Below are 12,662 nucleotides of genomic sequence, written 5' to 3' on the forward strand. Positions count from 1 at the left end.
CCCACTTCAGAAGTCACCTGACAACCGTTATCAGCTCCCAGATCATCGGAGGGGCGGCAGTTTCTTTTGCAGCGCCGGAGGCAGGGGCCCGATGACCACGCGCCGCAAGGCAGGCCACAGCACCCCGATGGTGAGCACGATCAGCCCCAGCACCAACAGGGAGATGAAGAAGATGCTGCCGAGGCTGGAGAGCTTGTGTTCCAGCAGCGAGGAAAGCGAGAAGCCGAGCGAGACGAGCGAGGCCGTCACGAAGGCGCGCCGGTCCATGGCGAGGCCGAAGAGCACGAAGACCGAGACAACCGTCACGACGGTGATCGGCTGCGATGTGGCAATCGTGCTCACATCCCATCCATCGCCCGCGCCCTTGGAGTAGAAGATCAGCGCTAGCAGGGAATAGAGCAGCGCCGGCGCGGTCACCAGATGCAGCCAGAAAGCGACATCCGAACGGCGGGTGATACGGGCCGGGTCGGAGAGATCGAACCACAATGCCGTTGCCAGCAGGCCGAGCGCACCCGCCAGGCAGAAGGCGAGCATCATCACGGGATGACGCGTGCCATCGCCATAGACGATCACCTCCGCAAAGGCGGCGAGCATCAGGATGAAGGCAGCTCCCGTCAGCGCGATCATGGCGGCGAGCGCCACCGGCACCCGATAACGCCAGTAGAAGGGAATGAAGAGAAGCGCATAGCCAGCGAGGAAATAGAGGAAGACGGTCGGGCCCTCCTCCGTCGTGCTGGCAAACACATAACTCATGAACCAGAGCAGCAGCGCCGTAACGCTGCCTGCATAGGCCAGTGTCAGCGTGAAGGCCGGCAGGGCCAGCCGCTGCCGCCGCACCAGAAGCTCGGCAAGAGGAATGATCGCGAGCAGAGCCGCCGCCGGATGCGTGAGCCCCGAAATGCCGGCGAGCAGGATGACGATCCCGATAGTGATGAGAATGTCGTGGAAACCCCGCACGAAGCGGGGCATTTCCGTTTCCTCGAGGGGATTGGGGGCCTCGTCGGCCGCGCGCGGCGCCGACAGCTGCGGCCCGCCGAGACGTCCCGCCAGAAAGATACCCAGTCTCTCCGCCTGTTCGGGGGAGATGATCCCCTCCCCCGCGGCAGCCGCCAGCTGCCGCTCGATCAAACCGTTCATGCCGTCAAACGCTCCCTGCTCATCCAATCCGGACAGGGCACATTCTTAAACGGGATTCCGGTGAATGAAAGGCGGGAAAGCGGCGCGCCGTCAGGCCTTTTTCATCGGGCAGGTCGACAGGCCCAGGAGGCTGTAGAGCGGGCAGGTCGAAAACAGACCCGTCGCAAGCGGCACGATCCCGATCAGCGCGAAATTCCGCCAGGATGCGTCCGGATAGATAAAGAACAGGGCAAGCAGGACGAGCCCGGCAACAATCCGGAGGATACGGTCGATGGTGCCGACATTGGTTTTCAACATGATGGGTCTCCTTTAGCGAACAGCCCCGAAGCGAGCCTGAACCTTTTCTAGACACCGCCACCGTCCCCGTCGGTGATTTAGTCACGCTCGTCGCGCATTCGGTGCGAAAGGCGCGGTCGGTCGAGGATGTGGATCTCTCCGCGCTCGAGCGCGATGAGGCCGGCCGAGGCCAGTGCATCCAGCCGCCGTGAAACGACTTCCCGGGCAGAACCGATGGCGACTGCCAGTTGCTGATGCGTCGCGCTGACCACACCGCGGCTATCCGCCTCTGCCAGCAGGGCGCGCACCAGCCGCTCTTCCACCTTTACGAAGGCGACCTGCTCCAGCACGAAGAGCGAGTCGGAAAGCCGGGTGGCGAAAGCCTTGAAGACAAAGGTGCGGAACCCTTCGGAAGACGCCATCAACCGCAGGAACAGCGCGGGCGGAATGATGTATCCCTCGACATCCGTCTCCGCGACGCCTTCCCCGTGATAGGCGGCATCCCCGAGAAGGCCGAGCGTGGTCTGCAGGCAGCTTTCCCCGGGATCGACCCGGTAGAGCAGCAATTCGCGCCCGTTCCGGCCGGTGAGGTAGATGTGGATACGGCCCGAGACAAGCACCAGAAAGCCCCGGGCGGGATCGCCCGGTCGAAACAGCACCCGCCCGGCCTCCACGCGATGCAGCGGCAGGAGGGCAAGTTCCGCCCGGATATTTTCGGCGATATCCTCGGAAATACCGAGCGCATGAGACCAAAGCGGCATGAAAGCACCTTGAAAAGCAAGCATTTGCTCGCCATTGTGCAGCCCGAATTCCGCCAGGGGAAGAGGCATGGCTGAAAAGCGTTACTGTTATGAAGATTTTACCGTAGGACGTGCTTTCGCGCTGGGACCGCGCCCTGTCACTGCCGAAGAAATCATTGAATTCGCACGGGAATTCGATCCGCAACCCATGCACCTCTCGAAGGAAGATGGCGAGGCCAGCATTCTTGGGGGGCTCTCGGCCTCCGGCTGGCATACCAGCGGCATGATGATGCGGATGCTGACGGACAGCTTCCTGCTCGAGTCGTCTTCCCAGGGCTCGCCGGGCATCGATTTTCTGGAATGGCGCCACCCGGTGCTGGCCGGCGACACGCTTTCGGGCAAGACGACCGTGGTGGAAGCCCGCCCCCTGAAATCCCGTCCGGGCATTGGCCTGGTCCGGTTCCGGCATGAAATCGTCAACCAGAAGGGCGAGCCCGTCTGCACGGGCGAAAACGCGATCATGATGGGCATGCGCCACGCCCGGGAGAATGCCGCATGAAGCTGACCGAAGTTTACCCCGTCGGTGAAAAGGTCACGATCGGCACGGTGCATTTTTCGGCCGACGACATCATCCGTTTCGCCAAGCGCTTCGATCCGCAGATTTTCCACGTGGATGAAGAGGCAGCCCGGCAATCGCTCTTTGGCGGCTTGTGCGCCTCGGGCTGGCATACCTGCTCCGGCTGGATGAAGAGCTATGTCTCCTTCTTCGACGCCGAAGAGAAGCGCCTTCGCTCCGAGGGCAAGGAGCCCCCGAAAATGGGGCCTTCCCCGGGCTTCAAGAAGCTCTCCTGGCTGAAGCCCGTATTCGCCGGCGATACCATCACCTATTCGGTCACGCCGCTCGGCCATCGCGCGCTGGCCTCGCGTCCCGGCTGGATCATGAACCAGGTTCTCTGCGAAGGCGAGAACCAGAAGGGCGAACCCGTCGTGCGCTTCGAAAGCGCCATCGTGGAATTTGCCTGACGAAGCGGGCTTTATGCCCGCTTCGCTTCTCGTTTGCGGGCTACACCCGGTTGGAAGCACCGCTTCCCTGACGCGCTTTCAGGATGGCTTGACGGGCGTCGCGAGGATGCTCTGGATATGCCAGTCCTTACCCTTCTGCACCCAGATCTGGGTCACGTTGAGGGTAAACGTCTTCGTGTCCCCTTGCTGGGGACCGACCGTGAAGGTGACGGGCACGAAAGTCTGCGCAGTGGTATCCGTCAACATCACCACTTTCGGCGGCTTTCCATCGGTCTTGACCGCCCAGACACCCTTGTAGAGCTCCGCATATTGCTTCACGACCGCATCATGCCCCCACAGGAGAACGGGTCCGCGGATCAGCAGGAAATCCTCCGAATCCGCCAAGATATGGCTGACCGTTTCGATATCATGAGCATTCTGCGCGGCGAAAAACGCGGTGGCCGTCGCAGCCACATCCTCTGCGGGGCCAGCATAGGCCGGCAAGGTACCGATCATCACGGCAGCAACGCCGAGAAGACCTCTTGCAATCGACTTCATCAAAATTCCTCCTCCAAAACAGCAAATCTTCGATTTAGACATCCATTGCATAAGCTACTTAACATATAAAAAGGCCGGGGAGGAAGCCCCGGCCTGTAAAAATGCACAAGTTGTAGCCGCCCCTAGTGCCCCGAAAACTCCACCAGTGTGCGCACTTCGACACCGAGCGCCTCCAGCTTGGCCCGTCCGCCCAGATCGGGCAGATCAATGACGAAGCAAGCCGAGACGACTTCCGCTCCCAGCTGTCGCAGCAGCTGGACCGCACCCACGGCCGTGCCGCCGGTGGCAATCAGGTCATCCACCAGGATGACCTTTTCACCGGGCAGAACCGCATCCCGATGGATCTCCATCTCGTCGACGCCATATTCCAGGCTATAGGCGATGGACACGGTCTCATGCGGCAGCTTGCCCTTCTTGCGGATCGGCACGAAGCCAGCGGAAAGCTGGTGCGCCACGGCCCCGCCGAGGATGAAGCCACGTGCTTCCATGCCGGCGATCTTGCCCACATTCAGCCCCACATAGGGATTGACCAGCTCGTCCACGGCCCGGCGAAAGGCGCGCGGATTGCCCAGCAAGGTGGTGATATCGCGAAAGATGATGCCGGGCTTCGGATAGTCCGGGATGGAGCGGATGCTGGCGGCGAGTTCCTGGCGATTGAAGGGCATTTGCTATCCATGGGGCTGTGAAAAAGGACCGGGGCGGATGGTAGCAACTGGGCCAACTCCCCGCCATAAAAAAGGCGGCCCGAGGGCCGCCTTCAAAGCTTTATGCGGAAGAGCTTAGTGTTCCTTGCTCGCGTAGACCGACTTCTTGGTGACGTAGATCAGCGCGGTAAAGATGGCGAGGAACACCATGACCATGAAACCGGTGCGCTTGCGCTCCGGCAGGTGCGGCTCGGCAGCCCACATCAGGAAGGCAGCGACGTCCTGGGCGTACTGGTCGAGCGTCTGCGGCGTACCATCGTCATAGGTCACCTGACCGTCGGTGATCGGCTGGGCCATGGCCAGCGACTTCGCGGCGATAAAGTGCGGGTTGAAGTGGGTGCCTTCCGGCACTTCCACACCAGCCGGCGGCTCCTGGTAACCGGTCAGCAGCGAGTAGATATAATCCGGGCCGCCTTCCTGGTACTGCGTGAAGATGTCGAAGATGAAGGTCGGGAAGCCACGCTCCACGCCGCGCGCCTTGGCGATCAGCGAGAAGTCCGGCGGAGCCGCGCCATTGTTGGCGGCAGCAGCCGCTTCGACGTTCGGGAACGGAGCCGGGAAGTGATCCGACGGGATCGCCTTGCGGGTGAACATTTCACCATCGCCGTTCGGGCCATCCTGCACTTCGTACTCGGAGGCGAAGGCCTTCACCTGCTCTTCGGAGTAACCCAGTTCTTCCAGGCTGCGGAAGGAGACGAGGTTCATCGAGTGACAGGCCGAGCAGACTTCCTTGTAGATCTTCAGGCCACGCTGAAGCTGGGCCTTGTCATACTTGCCGAACGGGCCGGCAAAGGACCACTTCATGTTCGTCGGCTTGAGAACCGGGTAATGCAGGTTCTTCTCGGCGTGCTCCACGGCCTCCTTGAGGTCAGCCGTTTCGGCCGCCAGCACGGCCGTAGCCGCGCCAGCGAGGATGCCCAGCGACAGAATGCTTGCAACAAGCTTTTTCATTGTTTCAATCCCTCTCTGTCGCTTCAATCAGGCGCTTGCGCCGGCCGGCTTGCCGCTCTTCTCGAGCACCGCTTCGGTGATCGAGTTCGGAATGCGCCGGGGCGTTTCGAACAGGCCGAGCAGCGGCATGATCACGATGAAGAAGCCGAAGTAGTAGAGCGTACCCAGCTGCGACAGCACGACATAGAGGCCTTCTGCCGGACGCGAACCCAGCCAGCCGAGCATGATCGCATTGGCCACGAAGATCCAGAAGAACAGCTTGTACCACGGACGGTAGACGGCCGAGCGGACCTTGGACGTGTCGAGCCAGGGCAGGAAGAACAGGATGATGATCGAACCGAACATCACCAGAACGCCGCCAAGCTTGGAGTCGATCGGGCCGACATTGAAGGTGATGGCGCGCAGCATCGCGTAGAAGGGCAGGTAATACCATTCGGGAACGATGTGGGCCGGGGTCTTCAGGGCGTTGGCCGGAATGTAGTTGTCCGGATGGCCGAGATAGTTCGGCATGTAGAAGACGAACCAGGCATAGACGATCAGGAAGATCGAGACGCCGAGGGCATCCTTCAGCGTCGCATAGGGCGTGAAGGGCACGGTGTCGGTCTTGGTCTTGACTTCAACGCCGGTCGGGTTGGTCTGGCCGGTCACGTGCAGGGCCCAGATGTGCAGCACGACGACGCCTGCGATCATGAAGGGCAGCAGGTAATGCAGCGAGAAGAAGCGGTTCAGCGTCGGATTGTCCACGGCAAAGCCGCCGAGCAGGAACTGCTGGATCCACTCGCCGATCCAGGGGAAGGCGGAGAAGAAACCGGTGATAACGGTCGCGCCCCAGAAGGACATCTGACCCCAGGGCAGAACATAGCCCATGAAGCCGGTCGCCATCATCAGGAGGTAGATCACCACGCCGAGGATCCAGAGGATTTCGCGCGGCGCCTTGTAGGAGCCGTAGTAGAGACCGCGGGCGATATGCAGATAGACCGCGATGAAGAAGAAGGATGCGCCGTTGGCATGCATGTAGCGCAGCAGCCAGCCGTGGTTCACGTCACGCATGATCTTTTCGACGGATGCGAAGGCAACGGTGGTTTCGGCGGCATAATGCATGGCCAGCACGACGCCGGTCAGGATCTGCACGATGAGCATGACCGACAGCATGGCGCCGAAGGTATAGGCGTAGTTCAGGTTGCGCGGCACCGGATAGGCGACGAAGCTGTCATAGATCATGCGCGGCAGCGGCAGGCGCGCGTCGATCCACTTCTCAAGTCCGGTCGATGGTTCGTAAGACGAATGACCACTCATAATCAGTATCCCCTTAACCGATCTTGATCACTGTATCGGAAATGAACGAAAAGTTCGGTACGGCGAGGTTCATCGGTGCCGGGCCCTTACGGATACGGCCGGCCGTATCGTAGTGGGAACCGTGGCAGGGACAGAACCAGCCGCCGAAATCGCCTGCCTGGCCGAGCGGCACGCAGCCGAGATGGGTGCAGGAGCCGATCATCACGATCCAGTTTTCCTTGCCTTCGCCAGCCGAACGGGCAACGTCGGTGGCCTGGGCATCGGCAGCAATGTTGGCATTGCGCGCAACCGGATCCTTGAGGTCGGCCAGCTGTACGGCCTTGGCTTCCTCGATTTCCTTGTCCGTACGGTTACGGATGAAGATCGGCTTTCCGCGCCACTTGGCCGTCAGCGACATGCCCGGCTGCAAGGCGGAAACATCGACTTCGATCGAAGCGAGGGCGAGCGTCGAAGCGTCCGGCCGCATCTGGTCGATAAACGGCCAAGCAACGGCCGCGGCGCCGACAACGCCGGCCATTCCTGTGGTCAGATAAAGGAAATCGCGGCGAGTTGGCTCGCCCAAGGTTTCGCTTTTGATGTCGTGTTCGCTCACGGCTTAACCATCCTCTCACGCAATAAGTCTGCGATTGATCCGTAGTGCCCCCGCCGAATCAATCCCGTGGCCACAGTTTGGCCACAGATTCCCCGGCAATCCGGCGCGTTCTATGCCTGATCAGCGTTTATGTCCAGCCTTCGCAAGGAGATAAGGACGGTTTGTCGCGGGAAATTATGGTGACAAACAGGCGAAGCCGTCAGCCGATGACGCTTCCCCCTTTGTGTATGGTTCATAACCGACATGCGACGGGTTGCCGTCGGGCTTCGCGTCCTATTCCGCAGCCTCGTCGAGTGCGATGAAGCCGCCGGATTGGCGGGCCCAGAGCTCCGCATAGAGGCCTCCGGCCGCAATCAGGTCCTGATGGGTGCCCTCTTCGATGATCCGGCCCTTGTCCATGACCACAAGCCGGTCCAGCGCGGCGATGGTCGAAAGACGGTGGGCGATAGCCAGCACGGTCTTGCCCTCCATGAGCCGGTCGAGATTGGACTGGATCGCCGCCTCCACTTCGGAATCGAGCGCGGAGGTCGCCTCGTCCAGCACGAGGATCGGCGCATCCTTCAGGAGCACCCGGGCAATTGCGATGCGCTGGCGCTGGCCGCCGGACAGCTTTACCCCGCGCTCGCCCACATGCGCATCGAGACCCTTTCGACCGTTCTGGTCCTGCAGGCCGGCGATGAAGAGATCGGCCTCGGCGAGCCGGATCGCCCGGTTGAGCTGCGCGTCATCCGCCTCCGGCCGCCCGAGCAAGATATTGTCCCGGATCGACCGGTTGAGCAGCGCCGTATCCTGCGTGACCATGCCGATCTCGGCTCGCAGGGATTTCTGCGTGACGGTGGCAATATCGCTCCCGCCCAGCAGGATGCGGCCCGCTTCCACGTCATGGAAGCGCAACAGCAGATTGACCAGCGTCGACTTGCCGGCACCGGAGCGGCCGACGATACCCACCTTCTCGCCGGGGCGGATCGTCAGGTTGAGATCCTCGATCACACCCTTGCCCCGTCCGTAATGGAAGGTTACGCCCTCGAAGCGGATTTCCGTCGAGGACGGCCGGATGGCCGCAGCGCCCGGCCTGTCCTGCAGGCGGATCGGCTCGGCCAGCATCTCGGCCGCATTCTGGATCGTGCCGATGTTGCGCATCACCGAATTGAAATGGGTCATCATGCGGCTCAGCAACATGTTGAGACGCAGCACCAGACCCAGCGTGACGGCGACGCCACCGGCCGTGATCGCGCTGGAAAACCAGAGATCGACCGAATAGGCGGCAACCGCCGCAATCATGATGCCCGAAAGCAGCGCCAGCGAGGCGCGCACACCGGTGATGTGACGGGCAAAATGCTTGACGGCATCATGCACCTTCTGGAAGCCCGCCTTGACATAATTGTCGTTGTCTTCCTCGCGACCGAAGAGCTTCAGTGTCTGGATATTGGCATAGGCATCGACGATCCGGCCCGTGAGCTGCGAATTCGCCTCGGCAGAGCCGCGCGACAACTTGCGGATGCGCGGCACGAAGAAGCGGGAAATGGCCAGGAAACCCAGAACCCAGACCATGACGATCGCCGCCAGTCGCCAGTCCACCTGCGCAAAGAGGAACATGGTGGAGGCCGTATAGATGACGATGAACCAGACATTCTGCAGCAGCGCGACCATGAGGTCACCGGTGGCCTGTCCCGCGGAAAGGACCTTGGTGACGATCCGTCCGGAGAAGTCGTTCTGGAAGAAGCCGACCGACTGACGCGCAATATGGGCATAGGCCTGCCAGCGCGACATGGTGTAATAGCCGAGGATGACCGTCTGCTCCTCCACGAGGGCGCCGAGCGTGACCGCCAGGAAGCGCGCCAGCACGACCACGCCCAGCATGAAGCCGAGTTCTCCGCCATGGGCGGCGATCAACCCCTGCCATCCCGCGGCAGGCGAGACGGTAGCGAGCATATCCACCAGGCGCCCGACGAAATAGAAGAGCCCCGCCTCCAGCATGGCCACGACGCCACCCAGCACCAGCATGGCCAGGAAAGCCCAGCGGGCCGGCGATATGTAGAACCAGACAAAGGCCCAGAGCGATGACGGCGGCGTGAGATCCTTGCGCGGGGCGAAGGGATCGATCCAGTTTTCAAAAAGGCGGAGGACGGAGCGCATGAGCATGCCCGCCATATAGGACCGATCGCTTCGCCGTCCAACTGAATTTCGTGTCATGATGGATGACGAATTGTTCATCCGGAACGGGAGTCCCGAAAATGAAAGTGGTCATCGCATTGGTTCCTGTCATCCTTTGCGCAGGAGGAAGTTCTGCCTTCGCTACCGACTGGGAGCATTACCAGAATGCCCGCTTCCGCTTTGCACTGGATGTGCCTGCGGGTTTCACCGCCAAGCCTGCCCCGGACAATGGCGACGGACAGAAATGGACCACCCCGGACGGCTATGCGGAGCTGATCGCCTATGGCAGCTTTGCCTCTTCCTTTTCAGAGGAAAAAACCGCAGCGAAATCCGACCCCGCCAACCGTTACTTCGCGTTCGGAAAGGAATGGTTCGTCACGTCGGGCATCCGCGACAGAACCCTCTTTTACACGAAGTCCATAGAGGGCTGCGACGATGCGGTCATTACCGTCCGCTTCGAATATCCAGCACTCCGGAAAATCAGCTACGACGGCCTGATCAAGCGTATCGGAAAGAGCATTCATTCCCTTCCTTGCCTATGAGAAAGGACTTGCCGTAATTTTAGAATTTAATTAGAAAGATATTTATTGATTAAATAATTGTAGCTTTTATGTTACAGGTCTACAGTGTACAAGATAGTTCGGACCGATGTATATGAGCGATGGGAAGCAGGCCTCCGCGATCGCATCGCCAGAATGCTGATTTTGCGTCGTCTATCGCGACTGGAATGCGGACACTACGGTGATGTCGCAAACGTCGGTGGGAACATTTTCGAACTGCGCATTCACCACGGCCCGGGCTACCGGCTTTATTGCACGCATCGGGGTGGGGAGATCGTCATCCTGCTTTGCGGCGGGGACAAAGGCAGCCAAAGCCGTGACATCGCTATGGCAAAGCATCTTAAAAAGGAGATCGACGGTGCCGGTTGAACTCAGGCCTTACGACCTTGCCGAAGGGATACGAGACGCAGAAGATTTGGCCATTTTCCTCGGCCTAGCCTTTGAAACCACCGATCCCGGATACATCGCCCATGCCCTGGGCATTGCGGCCCGCTCGGAGGGCATGACGGAAATCGCGCGCAGGACGGGCCTGTCGCGAGAGGCGCTTTACCGGTCGCTGACGGAAAATGGCAATCCGACCTTGAAATCGGTGCTCTCCGTTCTGGATGCGATGGGTCTGCGCCTGTCCGTGGTGGAGAAGACCATAGCCGACGAGACGGAGACGCCGCCCCTGCGCAAGGGTCGCCGAAAAGCATGATGCCGGCGCTCGGGCCGGCATCACCAGGAGGAAGGGATCACTCCCATTCCTCTTCCTTTTCATAGTCGGCCTCGGCATCGGCACGCGCCTTTTTCCGGGCCTCCTCCTCGTGGTCCACCTGGTCGGCCAGGAAGCCGCCGGACTGGCGGGCCCAGAGGTCGGCATAGATCCCGTCGCCCGCTGCAAGCGCTTGGTGGGTGCCCGTTTCGACGACGGCGCCCTTGTCCAGCACCACGAGCCTGTCCATCTCGGTCAGGGTGGAGAGCCGGTGGGCAATGGCAATCACGGTCTTGCCCTCCATCAGGGAGAAGAGGTTCTCCTGAATGGCGGCCTCTACCTCTGAGTCAAGGGCGGATGTGGCCTCGTCAAGGATCAGGATCGGGGCATCTTTCAGGAAGACCCGTGCAATCGCGATACGCTGGCGCTGGCCGCCCGAGAGCTTGACGCCCCGTTCGCCCACATGCGCATCCAGCCCCTTGCGGCCCTGGAGGTCTTCCAGTTGCTGGATGAACTCCCAGGCATTGGCGCGCTTGGCCGCCGTGATGATTTCCTCATCGGTGGAATCCGGACGGCCATAGGCAATATTCTCTCGGATCGAGCGGTGCAGCAGCGACGTATCCTGCGTGACCACGCCGATCATGGAGCGCAGGCTGTCCTGCGTCACCTTCGAAATGTCCTGACCGTCAATGAGGATGCGACCGCCTTCCAGATCGTAGAAGCGCAGCAGCATGTTCATCAGCGTGGTCTTGCCGGCACCGGAACGCCCGACAAGGCCGATCTTCTCGCCCGGACGAATGTCCAGCGACAGATTGTCGATGACGCCCTTTGCCTTGCCGTAGTGGAAGCGGACATTCTCGTAACGAATTCCGCCCTTTTCACTGGACAGCCGGGTCGCATCCTTTGCGTCGAGAATGTCATGCGGCTTGGCCAGCATGTCCATGCCGTCATAGACCATGCCGATATTCTCGAACAGGGCCGAAACCTCCCACATGATCCAGTGCGACATGCCGTTGATCCGCATGACGAGGCCAATCGCGATCGCAATCGCACCGACCGTCGCCTCACCCGTCAGCCAGAACCATATGGACAGGGACGCCACAGTAAACAGCGTGAGGTAATTGTTGATCTCCACCAGCGTCTGCAGCCAGGTGACCAGCCGGAACTGGCGATAGACGGTCTGGAGAAAGAGGTTCATGCTTTCCCGGGCATAGGTCTCTTCCCGTCCCGCATGGGAAAACAGCTTCACCGTCGAAATGTTCGTATAGCTGTCGACGACCCGTCCCGTCATGGTCGAGCGGGCATCGGCCTGATCGGACGAGCTCTTGCGAAGCTTCGGAATGAAGAAGGCGATCAGCGAGATGTAGATGACCAGCCAGACGAGGATCGGCAGGACAAGACGCCAGTCGGCACTCGCCACCACGAAGATCATCGAGGCGAAGTAGGAGACGACATAGATGAAGACGTCGAGAAGCTTCATCACCGTTTCGCGGACGGCAAGCGATGTCTGCATGACCTTGGTGGCGACACGGCCCGCAAAATCATTGGCAAAGAAGCTCATCGAATGGCGCAGCAGGAAACGGTGCATCTGCCACCGGGCAATCATCGGGTAATTGCCGAGAAGCACCTGATGCATCACGAAGCTGTGGAAGAGACCGAGCACCGGCATTGCCACCAGCACGCAAACCATGCCGATCAGCGTCGTCCGGTTGTCCGCCAGAAAGGTCTCGCGGCTCGCCGTCGAGAGCCAGTCGACGATTTCTCCCAGAAATTTGAACAGCAGCACTTCGCCGATACCGAGAATCGCGGTCAGGCTGCCGAGCAGCAGCAGCCAAGGCGCTGCCGCTCTGGAATAATGCCAGCAAAAGGCAAAAAGACCCCGGGGTGGAGCGACAGGAGCCTTTTCCGGGAAAGGATTGAGTCGGTTTTCAAACCAGGCAAACATGGATTTTGTCCTTGATGGATGAACCCGGATACCCCCACCCTGCAAACGGATCG

The 12,662-nt window shown here is 60.7% G+C and carries 15 protein-coding genes; 5 read left to right on the forward strand and 10 right to left on the reverse strand.

Annotated features, from left to right (window positions below; translation table 11 throughout):
* Window positions 1–42: 42 nt before the first annotated feature.
* From ACT54B_RS02540 to ACT54B_RS02550, 3 genes are all read right to left on the reverse strand, one after another.
* On the reverse strand, window positions 43–1,137 hold the full coding sequence (locus ACT54B_RS02540; RefSeq protein WP_476042651.1) for a hypothetical protein: 1,095 nt from the start codon (window positions 1,135–1,137) through the stop codon (window positions 43–45).
* Between the two features lie 90 nt (window positions 1,138–1,227).
* Window positions 1,228–1,434: a YgaP family membrane protein gene (locus tag ACT54B_RS02545; RefSeq protein WP_476042652.1), complete on the reverse strand. Its 207-nt coding sequence runs from the start codon at window positions 1,432–1,434 to the stop codon at window positions 1,228–1,230.
* Window positions 1,435–1,511: 77 nt separating this feature from the next.
* Window positions 1,512–2,174 (reverse strand): Crp/Fnr family transcriptional regulator, encoded by a 663-nt coding sequence (locus ACT54B_RS02550; RefSeq protein WP_476042653.1) that lies wholly within the window; start codon window positions 2,172–2,174, stop codon window positions 1,512–1,514.
* A 67-nt stretch (window positions 2,175–2,241) separates the two neighbouring features.
* Here ACT54B_RS02550 and ACT54B_RS02555 point away from each other — a divergent pair, with 67 nt between their 5' ends.
* Both ACT54B_RS02555 and ACT54B_RS02560 read left to right on the forward strand, forming a co-directional pair.
* On the forward strand, window positions 2,242–2,712 hold the full coding sequence (locus tag ACT54B_RS02555) for a MaoC family dehydratase (RefSeq protein WP_476042654.1): 471 nt from the start codon (window positions 2,242–2,244) through the stop codon (window positions 2,710–2,712).
* Complete coding sequence (locus ACT54B_RS02560; RefSeq protein ID WP_476042656.1) at window positions 2,709–3,176, forward strand: MaoC family dehydratase; 468 nt, start codon at window positions 2,709–2,711, stop codon at window positions 3,174–3,176. Before ACT54B_RS02555 ends, ACT54B_RS02560 begins: the two co-directional genes overlap by 4 nt.
* Before the next feature lie 78 nt (window positions 3,177–3,254).
* Here the strand turns inward: ACT54B_RS02560 and ACT54B_RS02565 are convergent, their stop codons facing one another.
* The 6 genes from ACT54B_RS02565 to ACT54B_RS02590 form a co-directional block, all read right to left on the reverse strand.
* On the reverse strand, window positions 3,255–3,713 hold the full coding sequence (locus ACT54B_RS02565) for a DUF4440 domain-containing protein (protein ID WP_476042657.1): 459 nt from the start codon (window positions 3,711–3,713) through the stop codon (window positions 3,255–3,257).
* Window positions 3,714–3,835: 122 nt separating this feature from the next.
* A complete protein-coding gene (locus ACT54B_RS02570) occupies window positions 3,836–4,378 on the reverse strand; it encodes an adenine phosphoribosyltransferase (RefSeq protein ID WP_476042658.1) in 543 nt (180 codons plus the stop codon).
* Window positions 4,379–4,492: 114 nt separating this feature from the next.
* The gene (locus ACT54B_RS02575) at window positions 4,493–5,368 is read right to left on the reverse strand and encodes a cytochrome c1 (RefSeq protein ID WP_476042659.1); all 876 of its coding nucleotides are present in this window, start codon (window positions 5,366–5,368) and stop codon (window positions 4,493–4,495) included.
* Window positions 5,369–5,395: 27 nt separating this feature from the next.
* Window positions 5,396–6,664 carry a cytochrome b gene (locus tag ACT54B_RS02580; RefSeq protein WP_476042660.1) on the reverse strand — a complete coding sequence of 423 codons (1,269 nt, stop codon included), beginning with the start codon at window positions 6,662–6,664 and terminating at the stop codon, window positions 5,396–5,398.
* A gap of 13 nt (window positions 6,665–6,677) precedes the next feature.
* A complete protein-coding gene (petA, locus tag ACT54B_RS02585) occupies window positions 6,678–7,256 on the reverse strand; it encodes a ubiquinol-cytochrome c reductase iron-sulfur subunit (protein WP_476042662.1) in 579 nt (192 codons plus the stop codon).
* 273 nt (window positions 7,257–7,529) lie between these two features.
* Window positions 7,530–9,398, reverse strand: a complete 1,869-nt coding sequence (locus tag ACT54B_RS02590) for an ABC transporter ATP-binding protein (RefSeq protein WP_476043476.1) — start codon at window positions 9,396–9,398, stop codon at window positions 7,530–7,532.
* A 92-nt stretch (window positions 9,399–9,490) separates the two neighbouring features.
* On the opposite strand from ACT54B_RS02590, the gene ACT54B_RS02595 reads away from it, so the two are divergent.
* The 3 genes from ACT54B_RS02595 (at window position 9,491) to ACT54B_RS02605 (ending at window position 10,667) form a co-directional block, all read left to right on the forward strand.
* Window positions 9,491–9,952: a hypothetical protein gene (locus tag ACT54B_RS02595; protein WP_476042663.1), complete on the forward strand. Its 462-nt coding sequence runs from the start codon at window positions 9,491–9,493 to the stop codon at window positions 9,950–9,952.
* A gap of 84 nt (window positions 9,953–10,036) precedes the next feature.
* On the forward strand, window positions 10,037–10,339 hold the full coding sequence (locus tag ACT54B_RS02600; protein ID WP_476042664.1) for a type II toxin-antitoxin system RelE/ParE family toxin: 303 nt from the start codon (window positions 10,037–10,039) through the stop codon (window positions 10,337–10,339).
* Window positions 10,329–10,667, forward strand: a complete 339-nt coding sequence (locus ACT54B_RS02605; protein WP_476042665.1) for an addiction module antidote protein — start codon at window positions 10,329–10,331, stop codon at window positions 10,665–10,667. Before ACT54B_RS02600 ends, ACT54B_RS02605 begins: the two co-directional genes overlap by 11 nt.
* A gap of 37 nt (window positions 10,668–10,704) precedes the next feature.
* Here the strand turns inward: ACT54B_RS02605 and ACT54B_RS02610 are convergent, their stop codons facing one another.
* Window positions 10,705–12,609, reverse strand: a complete 1,905-nt coding sequence (locus ACT54B_RS02610; RefSeq protein ID WP_476042666.1) for an ABC transporter ATP-binding protein — start codon at window positions 12,607–12,609, stop codon at window positions 10,705–10,707.
* Between the last annotated feature and the right edge of the window lie 53 nt (window positions 12,610–12,662).

This window comes from Gellertiella sp. DMC107 (genome assembly GCF_056313605.1).

Bases quoted from the DNA above. Each gene is read 5' to 3' on its own strand.
- ACT54B_RS02540 (WP_476042651.1), bottom strand. From the start codon at position 1,137: ATGAACGGTTTGATCGAGCGGCAGCTGGCGGCTGCCGCGGGGGAGGGG.
- ACT54B_RS02545 (WP_476042652.1), bottom strand. From the start codon at position 1,434: ATGTTGAAAACCAATGTCGGCACCATCGACCGTATCCTCCGGATTGTT.
- ACT54B_RS02550 (WP_476042653.1), bottom strand. From the start codon at position 2,174: ATGCCGCTTTGGTCTCATGCGCTCGGTATTTCCGAGGATATCGCCGAA.
- ACT54B_RS02555 (WP_476042654.1), top strand. From the start codon at position 2,242: ATGGCTGAAAAGCGTTACTGTTATGAAGATTTTACCGTAGGACGTGCT.
- ACT54B_RS02560 (WP_476042656.1), top strand. From the start codon at position 2,709: ATGAAGCTGACCGAAGTTTACCCCGTCGGTGAAAAGGTCACGATCGGC.
- ACT54B_RS02565 (WP_476042657.1), bottom strand. From the start codon at position 3,713: ATGAAGTCGATTGCAAGAGGTCTTCTCGGCGTTGCTGCCGTGATGATC.
- ACT54B_RS02570 (WP_476042658.1), bottom strand. From the start codon at position 4,378: ATGCCCTTCAATCGCCAGGAACTCGCCGCCAGCATCCGCTCCATCCCG.
- ACT54B_RS02575 (WP_476042659.1), bottom strand. From the start codon at position 5,368: ATGAAAAAGCTTGTTGCAAGCATTCTGTCGCTGGGCATCCTCGCTGGC.
- ACT54B_RS02580 (WP_476042660.1), bottom strand. From the start codon at position 6,664: ATGAGTGGTCATTCGTCTTACGAACCATCGACCGGACTTGAGAAGTGG.
- ACT54B_RS02590 (WP_476043476.1), bottom strand. From the start codon at position 9,398: ATGCTCATGCGCTCCGTCCTCCGCCTTTTTGAAAACTGGATCGATCCC.
- ACT54B_RS02595 (WP_476042663.1), top strand. From the start codon at position 9,491: ATGAAAGTGGTCATCGCATTGGTTCCTGTCATCCTTTGCGCAGGAGGA.
- ACT54B_RS02610 (WP_476042666.1), bottom strand. From the start codon at position 12,609: ATGTTTGCCTGGTTTGAAAACCGACTCAATCCTTTCCCGGAAAAGGCT.